Origin of the sequence: Niabella pedocola (genome assembly GCF_021044425.1) — a bacterium.
Classification (GTDB): Bacteria; Bacteroidota; Bacteroidia; order Chitinophagales; family Chitinophagaceae; genus Niabella; species Niabella pedocola.
Window position 1 is genome coordinate 228766 of the sequence record NZ_JAJNEC010000006.1, and the last position, 18026, is coordinate 246791.

General features: G+C 47.8%; 20 protein-coding genes. 12 read left to right on the forward strand and 8 right to left on the reverse strand.

The genetic code is table 11. The features are described 5' to 3' along the window. Positions 1–107 precede the first annotated feature (107 nt). The 3 genes from LQ567_RS20270 to LQ567_RS20280 are packed head-to-tail and all read right to left on the reverse strand — an operon-like array spanning position 108 to position 1594. A complete protein-coding gene (locus tag LQ567_RS20270) occupies positions 108–473 on the reverse strand; it encodes a septal ring lytic transglycosylase RlpA family protein (protein WP_231007552.1) in 366 nt (121 codons plus the stop codon). Next, complete coding sequence (locus LQ567_RS20275; protein WP_231007553.1) at positions 470–754, reverse strand: SemiSWEET family sugar transporter; 285 nt, start codon at positions 752–754, stop codon at positions 470–472. Before LQ567_RS20275 ends, LQ567_RS20270 begins: the two co-directional genes overlap by 4 nt. Positions 755–769: 15 nt before the next feature. After that, entirely contained in the window at positions 770–1594 is an 825-nt protein-coding gene (locus LQ567_RS20280) for a 3-keto-disaccharide hydrolase (protein WP_231007555.1), read from the reverse strand. Positions 1595–1815: 221 nt separating this feature from the next. Between LQ567_RS20280 and LQ567_RS20285 the strand changes: the two genes are divergently transcribed. Together LQ567_RS20285 and LQ567_RS20290 are read left to right on the forward strand one after the other, a co-directional pair. Then, positions 1816–2475 (forward strand): phosphatase PAP2 family protein, encoded by a 660-nt coding sequence (locus LQ567_RS20285; RefSeq protein ID WP_231007556.1) that lies wholly within the window; start codon positions 1816–1818, stop codon positions 2473–2475. A gap of 8 nt (positions 2476–2483) precedes the next feature. Further along, positions 2484–4034, forward strand: coding sequence for an ArnT family glycosyltransferase (locus LQ567_RS20290; protein WP_231007557.1), 1551 nt, complete (start codon positions 2484–2486; stop codon positions 4032–4034). A 4-nt stretch (positions 4035–4038) separates the two neighbouring features. Here LQ567_RS20290 and LQ567_RS20295 read toward each other — a convergent pair whose 3' ends face one another. Further along, the gene (locus LQ567_RS20295) at positions 4039–4788 is read right to left on the reverse strand and encodes an LOG family protein (RefSeq protein ID WP_231007558.1); all 750 of its coding nucleotides are present in this window, start codon (positions 4786–4788) and stop codon (positions 4039–4041) included. Positions 4789–4884: 96 nt separating this feature from the next. Here LQ567_RS20295 and LQ567_RS20300 point away from each other — a divergent pair, with 96 nt between their 5' ends. The 4 genes from LQ567_RS20300 (at position 4885) to LQ567_RS20315 (ending at position 6812) form a co-directional block, all read left to right on the forward strand. Further along, complete coding sequence (locus LQ567_RS20300; protein WP_231007559.1) at positions 4885–5652, forward strand: exodeoxyribonuclease III; 768 nt, start codon at positions 4885–4887, stop codon at positions 5650–5652. Continuing rightward, complete coding sequence (locus tag LQ567_RS20305) at positions 5652–5969, forward strand: DUF4286 family protein (protein ID WP_231007560.1); 318 nt, start codon at positions 5652–5654, stop codon at positions 5967–5969. Before LQ567_RS20300 ends, LQ567_RS20305 begins: the two co-directional genes overlap by 1 nt. 301 nt (positions 5970–6270) lie before the next feature. Further along, the gene (locus tag LQ567_RS20310; protein WP_231007561.1) at positions 6271–6540 is read left to right on the forward strand and encodes an HU family DNA-binding protein; all 270 of its coding nucleotides are present in this window, start codon (positions 6271–6273) and stop codon (positions 6538–6540) included. A gap of 152 nt (positions 6541–6692) precedes the next feature. Further along, positions 6693–6812, forward strand: a complete 120-nt coding sequence (locus tag LQ567_RS20315) for a 30S ribosomal protein THX (protein ID WP_231007562.1) — start codon at positions 6693–6695, stop codon at positions 6810–6812. 78 nt (positions 6813–6890) lie between these two features. On the opposite strand, the gene LQ567_RS20320 is transcribed toward LQ567_RS20315, so the two are convergent. The 3 genes from LQ567_RS20320 to pyrH form a co-directional block, all read right to left on the reverse strand. After that, positions 6891–8138 (reverse strand): PepSY-associated TM helix domain-containing protein, encoded by a 1248-nt coding sequence (locus tag LQ567_RS20320; protein ID WP_231007563.1) that lies wholly within the window; start codon positions 8136–8138, stop codon positions 6891–6893. A gap of 94 nt (positions 8139–8232) precedes the next feature. After that, on the reverse strand, positions 8233–8880 hold the full coding sequence (gene pdxH, locus LQ567_RS20325; RefSeq protein WP_231007565.1) for a pyridoxamine 5'-phosphate oxidase: 648 nt from the start codon (positions 8878–8880) through the stop codon (positions 8233–8235). A gap of 105 nt (positions 8881–8985) precedes the next feature. Next, positions 8986–9693, reverse strand: coding sequence for a UMP kinase (pyrH, locus tag LQ567_RS20330; protein ID WP_231007567.1), 708 nt, complete (start codon positions 9691–9693; stop codon positions 8986–8988). A 274-nt stretch (positions 9694–9967) separates the two neighbouring features. On the opposite strand from pyrH, the gene LQ567_RS20335 reads away from it, so the two are divergent. The 4 genes from LQ567_RS20335 (at position 9968) to LQ567_RS20350 (ending at position 15058) form a co-directional block, all read left to right on the forward strand. Beyond that, positions 9968–10939: an aldo/keto reductase gene (locus LQ567_RS20335; RefSeq protein WP_231007569.1), complete on the forward strand. Its 972-nt coding sequence runs from the start codon at positions 9968–9970 to the stop codon at positions 10937–10939. Between the two features lie 260 nt (positions 10940–11199). Beyond that, positions 11200–12669, forward strand: a complete 1470-nt coding sequence (locus tag LQ567_RS20340; RefSeq protein WP_231007571.1) for an alpha-L-fucosidase — start codon at positions 11200–11202, stop codon at positions 12667–12669. A 9-nt stretch (positions 12670–12678) separates the two neighbouring features. Continuing rightward, complete coding sequence (locus tag LQ567_RS20345) at positions 12679–14127, forward strand: alpha-L-fucosidase (RefSeq protein WP_231007573.1); 1449 nt, start codon at positions 12679–12681, stop codon at positions 14125–14127. 58 nt (positions 14128–14185) lie between these two features. Next, positions 14186–15058 (forward strand): carbohydrate kinase family protein, encoded by an 873-nt coding sequence (locus LQ567_RS20350; RefSeq protein ID WP_231007575.1) that lies wholly within the window; start codon positions 14186–14188, stop codon positions 15056–15058. Positions 15059–15079: 21 nt separating this feature from the next. Here LQ567_RS20350 and LQ567_RS20355 read toward each other — a convergent pair whose 3' ends face one another. Continuing rightward, the gene (locus LQ567_RS20355; protein ID WP_231007577.1) at positions 15080–15979 is read right to left on the reverse strand and encodes a DUF6528 family protein; all 900 of its coding nucleotides are present in this window, start codon (positions 15977–15979) and stop codon (positions 15080–15082) included. A gap of 330 nt (positions 15980–16309) precedes the next feature. Between LQ567_RS20355 and LQ567_RS20360 the strand changes: the two genes are divergently transcribed. Both LQ567_RS20360 and LQ567_RS20365 read left to right on the forward strand, forming a co-directional pair. Next, positions 16310–16597, forward strand: a complete 288-nt coding sequence (locus tag LQ567_RS20360; protein WP_231007578.1) for a hypothetical protein — start codon at positions 16310–16312, stop codon at positions 16595–16597. A gap of 148 nt (positions 16598–16745) precedes the next feature. Further along, positions 16746–17927, forward strand: a complete 1182-nt coding sequence (locus tag LQ567_RS20365) for a TlpA family protein disulfide reductase (protein ID WP_231007579.1) — start codon at positions 16746–16748, stop codon at positions 17925–17927. Positions 17928–18026: the final 99 nt, after the last annotated feature.

Below are 18026 nucleotides of genomic sequence, written 5' to 3' on the forward strand. Positions count from 1 at the left end.
AAAGATATTTGAAACAGGTGTCGGTGTGCATATTGTACGCCGGGTAACACTATATGGCTACTCTTAGCCCTCTAAACAGCAGGCCGCCGGTACGATACATCCGGCGGCTATCTTTTTTTGTAAGTAAGTTTTACGGGTACCACCCCGTCGTTCAGCATACCAATCTTTCTAGCCGGTTTTTTGCTAAGATCGATGATGCGCCCCTGCACAAAAGGGCCACGGTCGTTGATGCGGACTTTTACATGACGGCCGTTTTTCAGGTTGGTCACTTTAACGGTGGTACCAAAAGGCAGGGAGGGATGCGCCGCCGTTCGTTTATTTTGACGGAATATTGCACCGCTGGCCGTTTTCCGGCCGATAAAACTGTCTGCATAATACGAAGCCTTGCCGGTTTCGCTGATTTTTCGGCTGCAGGAGAACAGCACCAACAGCAACAACAGCAACGGCAGTAGCCGGAGTATACGGCCTTTCATGAGGCGTTCTGTTTATTTGCGTAGGCAAACTTAAGGTAGATCATGGTCAGCGACAGGCAAAGAATGACGGCATTGGTCAAAATAATGACCCAGTCGTTTTTCAGGGCGCCATAAATGATCCAAAGGATCTCGTTTACGGCGGCGATGATAAACATCATCAGTGAGATGTCTTTTACCGATTTGTCGCGGATCGTTTTCAACACCTGGGGTAAAAACGTAAGGGTGGTAATGGCGCCGGCCACATACCCCAAAATATCAACTCCGGATACCATCAATGACATAATTGAAAAGTTGAATTATTGCTGAATAGGCTTCCGGGCTGTAACCACCGGTTTTTTGTCGTAATAGGGACTCAGGTCTATGATTTCCACTTTCCTGAATTCAACAGGATGCCCTTCACTTTGTAAGGAGATATAACCCGATTGCAAAAGCTGGCCGTCTTTTTTTACCGACGGATCAAAATGGGTTACACTGCCGCCGCCGATCTGTGGTTTCTGATAAACCAGCACCGTATCGCCATTGGCGATATGCTTGATCACAGAATCGCCCAGTACCAAAATTTCTGCCCGCACCCATTCTTCATTGCGGAAGGTTTTTGAGGTAGAGTTGATACAATGCTGCGTTACCAGCTTGCCGTTCATTTCCACGTTGGTTCCGGGCGTGCACAAATTACAGGTGCTTCGTTCACCGGTAGCGTCTCCGCCCAGCAGTTGCACTTCAATTGAAATCGGAAAGTCCTGGTCCTTACCCATGGTAGCAGGTGGCTGGCAATGGATCATCACGCCGCTGTTCTTATAAGCCCAGCCGGGCGCACCGGTATTTTGTTTGCCTACAAAACGGTATTCCACCGCCAGCAGGTAATAGGAAAAAGGCGCCTTATAGAACAGGTGGCCAAAACGTTCGTCGAAGGTTTTATAATGATCATAATTAACCGTAAGCCTTTTATTCACTACGCGGAAGGTGTTGCCGTAGTTATCGCCATAGGCATAACCGGTGATCTTGGGTGTCCAGCCGGTAAGATCCTTGCCGTTAAAAAGCTGCACCCATTTTCGCGGAAAATGTTCCTGTGCATTTGAAAAAACACTAATGGCTGATAAAAAGACAAGGAAAAGGATCCGCATAAAAAGAATTTTTTAAAATTACGATATCGAACTTTTAAAGATACTATTTTATAAAATCCCCGCAAAAATGAGTAGCCGTTCCTGTTTCACTTTGAATTTCAACAGGACTCCAAATCAGATAAGGCCAGTGAACCGCACCGGTATTTTATCTGATTGTTAATTTTCCGGAGTTAATATAAAGGCAACAGGAGAAGGATAGTTTTGAAAGCAAATATCCGTTTATGCAATACTTCCGGAGCCTTATCGGTCAGCACAGGACGTTTGCCGGTATCCTGTTGCTCTTTGCTTTTTTGCTGGCGTTTCCCAGTCTGCTGGTCCCCAAGGAACACAGTTTTTTCTGGTTGAATTTTTTTCATTGTAAAGCGCTGGATCATTTTTTTATTACTTATACCTATGCGGGCGACGGGCTCTTTTCGCTTTTCCTGGCCCTGCTGCTCTTTGTACTGAATAACCGGCTGCTGGGCTTTCGCATATTGCTGGCTTTTCTGATTTCCGGGCTCATTGCCCAGGTATTAAAGAAGGCGGTGCATCTGCCAAGACCCATGGCTGCGCTGGGTACAGATACCTACCGCCATTTTATAGATGGCGTTACCCATTCCGGGTATAACAGCTTTCCATCCGGGCATACGACATCCGCCTTCGCCCTGGCGTTGCTGTGCGGGCTGCATACCCGGCACACGGGCTTCCGGTGGTTGTTTTTTTTCCTGGCCTGTATGGTGGGGTATTCGCGCATTTACCTGGGGCAGCATTTTTTGCCGGATGTATTTGTGGGCATGCTGATCGGCAGTGCCACCGCCATCGGGGTATATGCTTCTGTACAATGCCCGTTCTGGCTTAAAAAGAGACGTGCCGTATCCGGGGCAGAAGGCGTACCTGCTTAACGTTTTCTATGGAACGGTTTCAGAAAAAAGTACTGTATCTGATTGCAGGAGTTATTTTCTGTAAGTTGTTGTTATCAGTGCTCCTGGAACTGGGCAACGACGAAGTATATTACCTGGCGTATGCACAGCAATGGCAATGGAATTATTTCGATCATCCGCCGCTGGTGGCATGGGTGATCAACCTCGGGTCGCTTAACCTGCTGCTCCGGCAGGAACTGTTTCTGCGTTTGGGGTTCATCGGTATCGGCGGGCTCAATACCTGGCTGATATTTACCATCGGGCGCAAACTGTACAATGCGTATGCAGGGTGGATCGCAGCACTGCTGTTTACGGCTTCTGTTTATGCCGGTATGATCAGTGGTTTTATGATCATGCCGGATGCTCCTTTATTGTTGGGTTGGTTGCTGGCGCTATCGCTGGCACTGGATCTGTGCGGTAATACGGACCGCAACCGGCAACGCCGCTCTCTGCTGTTGTTTGGCCTGGTATGCGGACTGGCGGTTATGAGCAAACTGAGTGGCGTACTGCTGTGGGCCGGACTGGGTATTTACCTGCTTGGGAACCGGAGCTCCCTGTTTAAAGAACCGGTGCTGTATCTGTCGCTGCTGCTTACGCTTGGCATAACGTTGCCCATTACCTGGTGGAATATGAATAATGGCGGCGGTGGCACCGGTTATCATGCAGGGCGTATTACCCTTGAACATGTTCCCGTGCGCGTCGATCGTTTTTTGCGGGAGGTGCTGGCGGAAATGGGTTACAATAACCCGGTGTGCTGCGTTCTGGGAATTTTGGGCGCGGTGTACTGCAGGCGTACCGGGCTGCTGTGCCGGCAGCGGCAATGGCTGCTGTATAGTTTTATGCTGCCCCTGATGCTGTTGGTATGGTTTTTTTCATTGTTCCGGGATGTGCTTCCGCATTGGACGGGCCCGTCGTATGTAACCCTGTTCTTGTTTGGTGCCGTATATCTGGCCCGCCGGTATGAGGCCGTAACGGTTTGGCCCCGGGTCGTACGGTGGGCCAATGTATTAACTGCTGTGGCTGTACTCCTGATTACGGTGGCTTCCTTCCTGCTTCCGGTGGCCTTTTCGCCAAAACCGGTACCAAAAACAGGAACGGGGGATCTGATGCTGGATTTTACCGGGTGGAAAACATTTGCGGCTGGCTTTGACTCCCTGTACCGGAAAGACCAGGCACAGGGCGTAATGTTGCCGTCGGCCTTTGTGCTTTCGGATTACTGGTTCCCCGCTGCCCATCTGAACTGGTACCTGGCAGCAGCCCGTCATTACCCGTTTATGGCCGTGGGCACGTTGAACGAGATCCATCAGTTTGCGTGGCTCAACCGGCAGCGCCCGGGTTTAAAAACCGGCAGCGATGCCTATTACGTTACCGTATCGAACTATGACCGGGGGCCTTCCGGCCGGCTGGTGGAAAGCTTTAAGAAAAACGCAGGTACGGTAGTACTGCCCCAGATCCGTATGGGACGTGTGGTGCGTTATTTTTACATTACCCGGCTCCGGTACTACAAAGGGGGAATTGGTGCCAATGGCATTCCAAATTAGGCGGCTAACGTTTTTCAAACAGCCAGGGAATACGCCAGCGTTTTTTTATCTTATAGTTTGCCGTGATGTACTGGCGGATATGATGCATGGCTTCTTCTATATCGTCTGTAAGCAGCACCAGGTCCAGGTCTTCTTTTGAAATGGTGCCCTGGGCCGCCATACTTTCGATGGCTACCATCAGCTCTTTATAAAACTCTTTTCCAAACAATACAATGGGAAACTGGGTAATGGTTTTGGTCTGGATCAGTGTTACCGTTTCAAAAAATTCATCCATGGTACCAAAGCCACCCGGCATAATGATAAACGCATAGCTGTATTTTACCAGCAACACCTTACGTACAAAAAAATGTTCGAAAGTTACCGATGCGGTAAGGTATTTGTTATAGTGTTGTTCAAAAGGTAGTTTAATGTTACATCCCACCGATTCTCCGCCGTTTTCAAAAGCTCCCCTGTTGGCTGCTTCCATGATACCCGGGCCGCCGCCGGTCATAGTGGTAAAGCCCAGTTCCGCAATCTTTTTCCCAAACTCTTCCGCTTTTTTGTAATAAATATGATCTTCCTTAAAACGGGCCGATCCAAAAACGGTGATACAGGGCCCTACAAAATGAAGGGTCCGGAAGCCTTTTAAAAACTGCCACAGTACATGAAAGGCAAATCCCAGTTCATAGGTTCTGCTTTTAGGGCCGTCTAAATAGATATGTTCCTTGGCCGGGATGATCCGTTCGGCGCTCCTGCTCTTTTCTTTTGGATCCATATATTGTCTTATCAGGGATACGAATATAACTTATATAATTTTTTAATAACGAAATCCTTTTATTTTTGTTTTGTTTAATCAACAGTACTCTATACGATGCGTATTATAAGCTATAATGTTAATGGGATCCGTGCGGCCATAAAGAAAGGCTTTTGCGATTGGCTGAAGACCGATCCGGCGGATATAATCTGCGTGCAGGAAACAAAAGCTCTCAAAGATGATGTAGACACCCGTATATTACGGGACCTGGGCTATGAGGATTACTGGTTCTCTGCCCAGAAGAAAGGTTACAGTGGCGTGGCCGTATTTACCAGGATAAAGCCAGACAATGTGCTTTACGGAACCGGCCACCAAACCAGTGACGAAGAGGGACGGGTGTTGCAAATGGACTTTGGAGATATCCGGCTGATCAATGCCTACTTTCCAAGCGGTACCAGCGGTGATCTGCGGCAGGCCTTCAAATATATGTGGCTCGATGAGTTTTATACCTATCTTTCGGAACTTAGCAGAACCGTACCCAGGCTGGTGCTTTGCGGCGATTATAACATTGCCCATGAAGCGATCGATATTCATGATCCCAAGGGAAACAAAAACTCTTCAGGCTTTCTTCCGGAGGAACGGGAATGGATGACGAAGTTCCTGAAGAACGGGTTTAACGATACCTTCCGTATGATACATCCGGATGAACCGCACCGCTACAGCTGGTGGAGCCAGCGTTTCCCTACCGTGCGGCTCAATAACAAAGGATGGCGCATCGACTATATTACGGTTACGGATGCATTAAAGAAAATGGTGGAAGATGCAGAGATCTATCCGGATGTAAAGCATAGCGACCACTGTCCTGTTTACTTAAAACTGAAGTAATGATGAAACCTGCATATATATGGAACATTACCACTAAAGTAGCTGCTGCGGCTCATGAACGCTGGTTTACCTGGCTTAAAGAAGAATACATACCGGCCTTTCTGGCTACGGGATGTTTTTATGACGCCATGATCTTAAAACTGATGCAACAGGAAGAGGATGGAGACCCTACCTACGCGGTGCAGTTCTATGCCCCGTCTGCGGCCAATTACAGGCAGTTTGCCGAGTTGCATTATGCGGCATTAAAAACAAAAATGAGAGCCACCTGGGGTACCGACTGCTATAGTTTTGAGTCGGCTTTACAGGTTGTGAATTGAATGTGCATAACATTTTCGAAGGGGCACTGAATGTTTGAAATTATTTGTATATTCCCTAAAAGCCTTGCTCCGCGTGGATTTCAGGCGGCATAGCCCTGAAAGTGTTGCCTGTGGCGGGTTTCAGGAAGTTTGATGATTCCGGGGCTGTTATAATACCGGTTGTTTTTTTGCTGGAAGGCTTGCCTGTAGCGGGTTTCCGGGGTAATTAAATAAATCAAAAAATTTGAGGTTTTTTGTTACTGTCATTAAAAACCCTCTAATTTTGTTTCGTTATAAAAAACACTCTTTTAAATATTTTATTATGAACAAAGCAGAATTGATCGACAAATTATCCGGAGATGCCGGTATTACAAAAACGCAGGCAAACGCAGCTTTAGATTCTTTTGTAGATGCCGTAACAAGAACATTGAAAAAAGGTGATAAAGTTACGCTGGTAGGTTTTGGAACATTTTCTGTAACCAAAAGAGCAGCACGTAACGGCCGTAACCCACAAACTGGCGCTGTGATCAAAATCAAAGCAAAAAAAGTTGCCCGCTTCAAGGCTGGTAAAGAACTTTCTTCTAAGATCTAACAGCTTGCTGAAAAAAAAATGGATGCTCCGTAATCTGGATTACGGGGCATTTTTATTGCATCTGTTTTCCTTTGGATAGCCGGTTTTACAATTTCATCGGCGTATTTGGAGGTAAAAAGACAAGAAACCGTACATTTGCAAAAATTTAAACCATGGGAAGAGGAGATAAAAAAACCGCAAAAGGAAAGCGTTTCCAGGGATCATTTGGCAAAAGCCGCCCTGCAAACCCCAAGAAGGCAAAAGCCGCCGCAAAGAAAAAAGAAGAGGCTTAAGGGTTGATGGTTTATAGATCATGGATCATAGACCTGCTATGAACTGTGATCTATAGGCTATGAACAAGTTATGTACGCTCAGACGATCTGTTTGGGCTTTTTCTTTTTCCGCCTTCTGCCATACCACACCAAAAAACCCGTTACCGGGAGGGAGGCGCAGATGAGGCTTGCCACAAAGGCGATGATTTTTGTGGGCAGCCCTAAAATGGCGCCTACATGCACATCATAATTGGCTCCCACCGCTTTTTCCCCCAGATTTTTTTCTTTATAGTTATAGTTTTTTAGAAGTGCGCCCGAGTTTTCATCAAAGATCAGCTGGTGCATAATATGATAGGAATAGCCCAGCTGTTTCACATAAATTGAAAAGTTGGGGTGCTCATGGTCGTCCATATGTTCATTGCCCAGGTCAATCGAATAGCTGAATGCTGTTGGATAAAGCGCTTCTACCTGGTGCGCCATTTTGTCGATAGTGTGCGTATTGCGCAGGCTGTCCGGGGCCTTGGTGGTGATATGCGAAAAATCAGGCATCGTGGTTTTTCCGCCGGAGAAACCAAAATAAATAGCGTTCTGGATAAAGGCAAACGCATAGAAGAGCCCTGTTATGGCAAGGAGCAATGCAATAAAAGAAGCATAAAATCCAAGGATACTGTGCAGGTCGTAATTTTTCCGGCGCCAGGCCTTTACATTTTTCCATTGAAACCAGAAGCGCTGTTTCCGCGCCTTCTTATTTTTGGGCCACCAGAGGATGATGCCCGTAATGAGCATAACAAGAAAAATAAGTACCGGTATGCCGGTAACATATTTACCCCAGCCGCTGTTTAGCAAAAAACTCCAGTGAATGATTTTAACGATGTTGAAGAAACCGTTTTTTTCATCATAAACTGCAAGTACCTTGCCGGTGAACGGGTTTACATAAACCGATTTGTAAATGATATATTCGCTGAAATAGTTCCATGCACGGGGATTGGTTTCATAATAAAAGAACTGGTAAGAACGTTTTTTGTCAACAGGTACATCCACCCAATGCACCTGGTAAGGCTCGCGGCATTGCTGCTGCACCATTGTTTCCAGTGTTTTAAGCGGAAGAACGGTCTTTGTTTCAATGGACGGTTCATGATGAAAGATGGCATTTTTGCGCAGCTGGTTTTCGATCTCATCTTTAAACACATACAGGCACCCCGTAATGGCGATGATAAAAACAAGAATGCCAACGGCCATCCCCAGCCACAAATGTAGCCTGGACGCCCATTTTTTAAAAAAGCCCGGGGTCTTTTTCCTGTTCCGGTTTTCCTTGGAAAGGGGTGCGGAAACCTTCTCTGTATCCATAGTTAAAACAAAAATCGGTTACGATACTGCAATATCTTTTCGTAATCCGGAGTTTTGTTTACGAGATCGGGAATTTTTCCTGTAATAGGGGGGATCAGGGCGCCAGGCGCTCAATTTTCCATTGCTGGTCGGCCTGCAGGGTATAACGCAGCCGGTCATGCAGGCGGCTGGGCCTTCCCTGCCAGAATTCTACCGTGCCGGGAGTTACCAGGTAACCGCCCCAGTGCTCAGGGCGTATAATGGGCTGGCCGGCTTCGGCAAGGTTGGTAAGTGTTTGGGTTTGTTCATCAAGAAAGGCCCTGTTAGGGATCACCGCGCTTTGCGGAGAGGCAATGGCGCCGATCTGGCTGCCAACCGGCCTTGAATAAAAATACTGATCGTTCTCTTCGGGGGAAACTTTTGATACCTGGCCGGTGATCCGTACCTGGCGTTCCAGTTCTTTCCAGAAAAAAACCAGGCAGGCATGGGGATTTTGCTCCAGTTCTTTTCCTTTCCTGCTTTGATAATTGGTAAAGAATACAAAGCCTGCGGGATTAAAGCCTTTTAATAGAACAATTCGTGCATCAGGGAGCCCGTCGGCACCGGCTGTGGCCAGTGTCATGGCATTTACTTCAGAAAGCTGGCTGTTGACGGCTTCCTGCCACCAATTCCCGAATTGGGTAATGGGGTCGGTGGCTACCTCCGTTTCCGAAAGACTTTTTTTTGAATAATTGATCCGTATATCGGCAATTTCCTGTTTCATGATGTAAAAGAATAGCGTTCCTTAAATAGGCCGGGATACAGACCGGGATAATAACGCGGTAAATTCCCAAGACATTTTCTCCGGCCGATCGGAACCAACCTGCAATTAACGGATCAGCGTACCGATCTGTTCGCCTTCCACCAGTTTTTTCAGGTTACCTTCCTTATTCATATCGAATACGATGATGGGGAGATTGTTTTCCATACAAAGTGTAAAAGCGGTCATGTCCATGATCCGCAGGTTCTTTGTGAGGCATTCCTGGTAACTCACTTCCTCATATTTTGTGGCGGTAGGATCTTTTTCCGGGTCGGCCGTATATACACCATCCACCCGTGTGCCTTTTAAGATCACATCGGCATTGATTTCGATGGCCCGGAGCGAACCCGCCGTATCGGTAGTAAAGTAAGGGTTTCCTGTACCTGCACCAAAGATCACCACACGACCTTTTTCCAGGTGCCGGATGGCCCTGCGGCGGATATAGGGTTCTGCGATCTGTTCCATTTTGATGGCACTTTGCAACCGGGTAAACAATCCTGTTTTTTCCAGCCCGGCCTGCAGGGCCATGCCGTTGATTACAGTGGCCAGCATGCCCATATAATCGCCGTGCGCGCGCTCAATGCCGGTTTCTGCCTCATTCATTCCCCTGTAAATATTGCCTCCGCCAATCACCAGTGCCACTTCCACCCCCATGTCTGTTACGGATTTGATTTCACGGGCATACTGCGCAATGACATCGGAATCCATTCCAAAATTTTTACTTCCCATCAATGCTTCCCCGGAGAGTTTCAGCAGGATCCTTTTATACTTAGGCATGAATGTTCTTTTTGAATGAAGGTGATTATTTTGACGCAGCGAAGATACTGTTTCAGATCACATTTCTTATGGGTTATTTCCGGTTGTGGGTATAAAAGTTTTTTTGCGCGGCATTACAAAGGTGCCGCCCACATTGCATAGGATGGTAAAAAAAGCTACAAAATAGCGAAAAAAGAATGCATCCTTTCCGCTGTTTGCCGGGCATTTTTTCTTAGAATGATTGTACCTTCACCCAGCTGGTTTTATCGTTAATTTACAGGTAAAAAAAGACAATATGAAAAATAGAATTGGTACCAGTGATGTTTCGGTAACGGCCATTACCCTTGGCGCCTGGGCCATCGGCGGTGCTATGTGGGGTGGCAATGAAGAGGCCGATTCGCTGGCTGCCATTAAAGCGTCGATCGATAATGGGATCACCTCTATTGATACCGCACCCATTTATGGGATGGGCTACAGTGAAGAGCTGGTAGGAAAGGCAATAAAAGGATATGACCGCAGTCAACTCCAGATCCTTACAAAATTTGGTATGGTATGGGACCAAGAAAAGGGCGATTTTGCCTTTGAACGTAAAGATAATGCAGGTGTTGCCAGGAAAATTTACAAGTATGGGGGCTATGAGAATGCGATCCGGGAAGTAGAGATCAGCTTAAAGCGGTTACAAACGGATTATATTGATCTGATCCAGTTGCACTGGCCCGACAGCACAACGCCCATCAGCGAAACCATGGAGGCCCTGCAAAGAATGCTGGACGAGGGTAAAGTAAGAGCCATTGGCGTATGCAATTATAATGGTGCCCAGCTTGCGGAAGCAGCGCAGACCGTAAAACTGGCTTCGGACCAGGTGCCCTATAGCATGTTAAAACGAAAAATTGAAACAGATGTGGTGCCCTATGCGCTTGCAAACGGCCTTTCTGTGATTGCCTATAGCCCGATGGAACGCGGCCTGCTCACCGGGAAATACAATGCTGCGTCCCGTTTTTCAGCAGATGATCACCGGAACGATTACTTTAAACAATTTGATATGGACCGGGTAGCCCGGCTTACGGCGCACCTGGCTGAAATGGCCTCCGGGTACCAGGTATCCGTTGCACAGCTGGTGCTGGCCTGGACCTTTCACCAGCCGGCCGTTGCCGCTGCACTGGCAGGAGCGCGGAATGCAGCACAGGCGGCAGAAAATGCGCGGGCGTTACAGATAAAGTTGTCTGAGGCAGATCTTGCACAGATTGAAAACTGGCTGGCAGCATAAAGTAGATGCTTATCGGATGAAGATGCGGCCGGACCGGATCACAGGTTAAATGACAACGCCGCATCCGGTAACAGAAGTGTGGAACCCGGAGGCAGAAGGTAAAGAAACATAGATCCCAATGCATGTGTTGCTTTAAGATCATAAGATCTTCGTTTAGATATATCGTGCCTGTTGTAAAGGATCATCTTAGGTACGGATCTCTTAAGCCATTGTGCGTTCGCTGACGGGAAAAACAGTGCCGGCATAAATGACCGGATATAATGGTAAAAAAGAAAATGATTGCGGTTATGTGGAATAAAATAAAAAGGGGGGCGGGGCTTGCAGCCCTGGTATGTTTGTTTACGGCTGTTAACGGCCAGGAACAGGGTATACATCAACAATCAACCTTGTACGAATGGCCCACGGATCCACTTGTAAAACAAAAATTGGATCAGTGGCAGGATCAGAAATTTGGCATGATCATCCACTGGGGGTTATATGCTGTTCCGGGTATTGTAGAGTCCTGGTCAATCTGTTCCGAAGACTGGATCGGCCGCGACAGTACGATCCCTTATGACACCTATAAGCAGTGGTACTGGGGACTGAAGAAAGATTTTAACCCGGTGCATTTCAACCCGGATCAATGGGCCGCCGCCGCAAAAGCAGCAGGTATGCGCTACCTGGTATTTACTACTAAACATCATGACGGATTTAACATGTTTGATACCAAACAATCGGACTTTAAGATCTCCAACGGTCCGTTTGGAAGTAACCCCAAAGCGGATGTGGCAAAATATGTATTTGATGCGTTCCGCAAACAGGGATTTATGATCGGGGCTTATTTTTCCAAGCCCGACTGGCATAATGAAAACTACTGGTGGCCGATGTATGCTACGGCCGACCGGAATGTGAATTATGATATCAAAAAGTTTCCCTGGCGCTGGCAGAAATTTAAGGACTTTACGTATAACCAGCTCAGTGAGCTGATGCACAACTACGGAAGTATGGACATTCTTTGGCTGGATGGGGGCTGGGTACGACCGATATCTACCATAACCGATGAAGTGCGGGCATGGGGCGCAAGGATCCCTGAGTCTGGACAGGATATCGACATGCCGAAGATTGCCGCTATGGCCCGGGAGGCACAGCCCGGTATCCTGATGGTTGACCGCACCGTGCATGGCCCTTATGAAAATTATCAAACACCGGAGCAACGGGTACCGGATCACCGGATCGGTAATCCCTGGGAAAGCTGTATGACCCTGGGGGGAGCCTGGGGATACGTAAAGGGCGACCGGCTGAAACCGGCATCCAAAGTGATTCATACGCTGGTGGAAATTGTTGCCAAAGGAGGCAGCTTGCTGTTGGGTGTAGGTCCGCAGGCGGATGGTACTTTAACAGCAGAAGCCGTGTCAAGGCTAAATGAGATCGGTCTGTGGCTGAAAGAAAACGGTACCGCTATTTATAACACCCGTTCCATTGAACAATACAACAGCGGTCAAACCTATTTCACCCGTTCAAAGGACGGAAAAACAACCTATGCAATCGCATTGATCAATGAAGCGGCATTGCCGGCATCGATCGGGTGGCAGGGCAACCTTCCCCGGAAAGGGTCTGTGATAAAATCGGTTGCCACCGGCGAAAAGGTAAAATGGACGGTAGCCGGAGATCAGGTAAGCCTCCAGCTGCCTGCGAAACTAAAAGGCACGAAGCAGGCCGCCGCACTGGCTTTTTCTTTTGTAAATGACTAAAAACGGTATATGAAGAAAATTGTAATCAGCACTTTTTTTTGTGTGGGGCTATTGATAAGCGGCCTCAGTCAAAAGGTAACGCCCCCGGCACCGGTATATCCCGTGCCTTCTGCCCGGCAACTCGCCTGGCATCGGCTGGAGACCTATGCCTTCATCCACTTTACTACCAATACCTTTACAGATAAAGAGTGGGGATTCGGAGATGAAGACCCGAAGATCTTCAACCCCGCAACGGTAGATGCGAACCAGTGGGCATCGGTGTTAAAACAAACCGGCTTTAAGGCTATGATCCTTACCACCAAACACCATGATGGCTTTGCACTCTGGCCCAGCAAATACACGGACCATTCAGTAAAGAACAGCCCCTGGAAAAATGGTAAAGGAGATGTGGTAAAAGAGGCCAGTGATGCCGCCCGGAAAGCCGGACTAAAATTTGGTGTATACCTGTCGCCCTGGGACCGGAACAGAGCCGATTACGGCACTCCCTCCTATATTACCTACTACCGGAACCAGTTAAAAGAACTGTTTACCAACTATGGTCCCATCTTTGAAATGTGGTTTGACGGTGCCAATGGGGGCGATGGCTACTATGGCGGAACAAGAGAAAAACGGAAGATCAACGGAGCTACGTATTACAACTGGCCCACCACCTTAAAGCTGGTGCGCAGCATGCAACCGGATGTATTATTTTTCAGCGATGCAGGACCGGATATCCGCTGGGTAGGCAATGAAAGAGGCATTGCCGGGGAAACCAACTGGAACAGCATTACGCCCGATACGTTGTATGCGGGTAAGGCGGGCATTGAAAAATTACTGAATACGGGTTCGGCAGACGGAACCAAATGGATCTCCGCAGAAGTGGATGTGTCTATCCGCCCGGGCTGGTTTTATCATGCTTCGGAAGACAGTAAGGTAAAAACACCGGAGCAATTGTTTGACATTTATCTCAGCTCCGTAGGAAGAGGATCGAACTTATTGCTGAATATACCGCCGGATCGTAATGGAGTTTTTCATCCAACCGATGTAGCATCCCTGGAAGGATTTAAAAAGCTGCTGGATGAGCGGCTCACAAACAACCTTGCCAAACAGGCCCGTGTAAAAGCCAGTAATATAAGAGGCAATGCGGCACTGTATAACGGTGCAAAGATCACCGATGGAAATCAAAACACTTACTGGGCTACCGATGATGGCGTAACGGCAGCTGATGTTGAAGTGGAGCTGCCAAAGGTTAAAAAGATCAGCTATGTACTGCTGCAGGAATACATTGCCCTGGGACAGCGGGTAAGCGCCTTTAGCGTTGAAGCGCAGGAAAACGGAAGCTGGAAGGAAATTGCCACCGGTACTACCATCGGCTATAAACGGATCCTTCGCATTGATCCGGTTGTTACTTCAAAGATCCGGGTACGGATTACCGGCTCAAAGGCTGCACCGCTGATATCGAACCTGGCGTTGTATTAATTCCGGCAGGGCCGGTGCTGGTACGAACTTTGCGCGTTAAAATGGCAAATGGCATATTATGGCGAAACAAACCTATACGGCACTTTGCTTTGGTGAAATTCTATGGGATGTGTTGCCGGACGGGGCAGAACCGGGCGGGGCGCCCATGAATGTAGCCTATCACCTGAATCAGTTGGGTATTGCCACCGGCGTCCTTTCAAAAAAAGGGACAGATGCCGCAGGAGAGCGGCTGATCCGCTTTCTGGAAGCGCATCGCGTAAATACCTCGCTGATCCAGACGGATCCGGAACACCCAACCGGGAAAGTGCTGGCAACACCCGGAAAGAACTATGAGATGCAGTACGATATTGTGTTTCCGGTTGCCTGGGATTTTATTGATATAACAGAAGCTGCGCCGGAAATAGTAGCCGCTTCCGAACTGTTTATTTTCGGGAGCCTGGCGGCCCGCAACACACATTCGCGCAAGACCTTGTTTACCCTGCTATCCCACGCAAAAACGCGGATCATGGATATCAACCTGCGCCCGCCGCATTTTACACAGGAGATTATTGAAGCCTTACTGAACAGCGCTACGGTTTTAAAACTTAATGAAAATGAACTGGAGTTGCTCAGCGGCTGGTATGGCTTTACCGGCAACATGCACCAGCAGGCGGAAGACCTGGGACGCCGGTTTTCGATCCGGGATATTATGATCACCCGGGGTGCCGATGGGGCCGCGTATTATACAGATGGTACATTTTATGAACATCCCGGTATCCGGGTGGCGGTAGTGGATACGGTGGGCAGTGGTGATGCATTCCTGGCGGGTTTCTTATCACAACTGCAACAAGGCAGCGGCCCCGAAGCGGCGCTGGACTTTGCCTGCAGGCTGGGTTCTTTTATTGCCACGCAAAAAGGCGCCTGCCCGGAATATGATGTTGCGGCGATCTGACGTACAGTTTACCCCTGAAGATTAGAAGAAACGGGTCTTATAAAGTTTTACATCCGGAATAGTAATCGTTTTGTCTGGATTACGCTGGTAAATATGGTAGGTCCACCAGCTTTCCTCCGCCTGGGTAAACAGCAAGCGCTTTTTTTGGGGATTGTAGTTGGCGGACTTGATATTTTTCCTGCCTTTCAGGAGTTCAAAATCGCCAAAGCCGGCGCTGGGAATATGAAAGGTGTATACATGATGATGGGTGGTAACGATCATGCGCTCATCGTCGATCACAGACAGGTCGTGGCCGCCCTCCGACGGGATCTTCCAGTGCTCCTCCAGCTGTAGTTTTGGATGGGAACTTTCCCAGTCTTTTAAAGAATAGGCCCGGAGCTCATCAAAGCCCAATGCAAAAAGCCGTTTGTATTTTTCATTCCAAACCACGCCGTGACCGGAATAGAGCGAATCCCTGAACAGGCGCCGCTCCGGCTGATCCAGGCTATAAAGTTCAATACTGTTGCCTTGCGGATGGGTAGAAAGGGCCACTACCACACGGTTTCCCGGCAACAAGGCCGCCGAGTGCGCCATGGGTACATGCGCATAAAAAAGCGGTTTACGGGTTTTGATATCCAATAACAGCACTCCTCCGCCGGATGAGGTGAGCAGCAGGGCCGACCGGTTTCTTACCGGCTTGCATTCATCCAGGGGCACCATCCATTTCTGATAAGCAGCCGGTAATGTCTTTGCTTCGGAAACCTGCCAGCGCCAGGTGATGGCGGGTGTGGTGCCCGATTGCCGGCTGTTCAGCAGCAGTACCTGATCATCTCCGCATACTACAAGATCCGCATCCCCGGCCGCTGTTGTGGTTTTTGAGGCGCAGGATATGATCAGCAAGGAAAAAATAAACAGGATGTAGGCGGACGGTATCGTTTTCATGATCGTATTAAATGACTTGTGATGTGGCATCTGTTGATAAAACGCTAAAGTTAGGGCATCCGCCGGTTGAGGGCAAATTTTCGGCGGAAACCATTTCGTTAAAGGCCAAACGTATTCAAGATCCACCAACCGTTACACGCCCGATTCCGCTGGGATAAAATCATTGATCGAAATGGTTGATGAGCGCTTTTTGAAACTCCCGAGGGTGATACCGGTCACCTCCGGCTGCCGGTCAGGCGGTTTTTATGTATAATAAGAAATGCGCTTGCCCCGGAGCTTTTGTTTAAAGACACCGGAACGGGTATTTTTGAACCATCAAAATCAGCAATCATGTCGTATAAAGCATTTAAAGACGCGTTAACTTCCGATGTTCCGCCTGCCGGTATCTCTGTTTTACAACAGGGACTTTGGTATGCTGCAAAGGGCAATTGGGAGGCCGCACACCAGGTGGCGCAGGATCATGAAGGGGAGCGTGACTTTGACCGGTTGCATGCCTACCTGCACCGGGTAGAAGGCGATGAGTGGAATGCCGGTTACTGGTACCGTCGCGCAGGCGCCGCTGTACCTGTACAATCATTGGAGGAGGAGCTGGAATCGCTGATACAGCGTTGGGGGTAGTACTTTAACCGGAACAAGCTACTGAATGCCCCGATCATCTGGTGTTATTCAACGTGCAGAGTCTGTATCGATCTTCCGCTTATCCTAATAACTAAATAGTGAATTTTTTTGTATTACGAAATGTTCGTAAGTTTATTAAAAATCCGAAATGAAAGGCTTGTTATTCCTGATAGGTAGTTTATTATGGAGTGCCATTGGTACCACACAAAACAAGGATAGTTTAGAAACAGCATTGTTTCTAAACCAGCTTGACAGTGTACATAAAGCGATCGGCAATATCTCCTATCATATGCGGTATACCTGGCATGATGGATCTGTAAAGGATTCCATATGGGTGATAGAAGGGGATGTTTGGTTGATGCCGGATATCCGGGATACTATTTTTGGAAACAAATTTCACCTCAGGAGTTTTGGAAAGCTTGGAAGTATTGACAGTTATTACAATGGCCAATTATACGAAGAAGCGAATCACCGGGACAGTTCCTTGCTTCAGGTGAATCCGTACCTGTTTCCGAACGACTCCCATAATCCTGCCAAAGCCAGGTCTGTACTAAGTTTGGTGCAACCCCTTATGTTCAGGAAAGATCTTTCCAGCTACCTATTATCCAACTATCCATATGGCAAAAATCCGCAATTATCTTTCCGGAAAACGAAGGACCGAAATATAGTAACTGTTATGTATCCGCCCAATAGCTATAATGCTTCTACAACTTTTACGTTAACAATAGCAGAAAAATCAATGCAGGTAGTAGAAATACAGTCGGTAGTGCTTTTTAACGGAACCCGTCAGACCCAAACCTGGGAAGTTTCCGGGGTTCGGAAAAATAATAAAGGCAATATAGTTCAGCAGGCTTTGCCTGCTATGTTTGCCGGGTACAGCATCTCAAGACCTCAGCCGCGCAAAAATGAACAATATAGCTACCCGTTGCTGGATAAAACAGCTCCCGCATTCAGCCTGGAATCTATAAATGGCGGGCAGGTAATATCACTGGCCGCTTTGAGCGGGAAGTATGTATTGCTGGATTTTTGGGAAACCTGGTGCGGGTATTGTATAATGGCATTTCCAAAAATGAAATCTCTTTATGAAAAATACCGCTCCAAAGGAGTAGAAATTATAGGCATTACCACTGAAAATGAAAATCAGGTCAGCAAACTGATAGCGGCCAACCGTCTGCTGTATCTTCATACAAAAGGAGATACGGCTGTTCTTAAAAACTATCAGGTTTCAGGCCGTCCCCATTATGTATTGATCGGACCCGATGGAAAAGTGATCATGGGAATTGACCTCGAACGTATCGAAAAAATATTGAAGGAGCATTTGGATAAATAGATGCTTATTTCGTTTGTGATAGGAAATCGCGTTTCGCTTAAATGACGAATGGCTGCACAATTCCATGCAGCTTCATCTTACAAGAGACTTAAGCAGGCA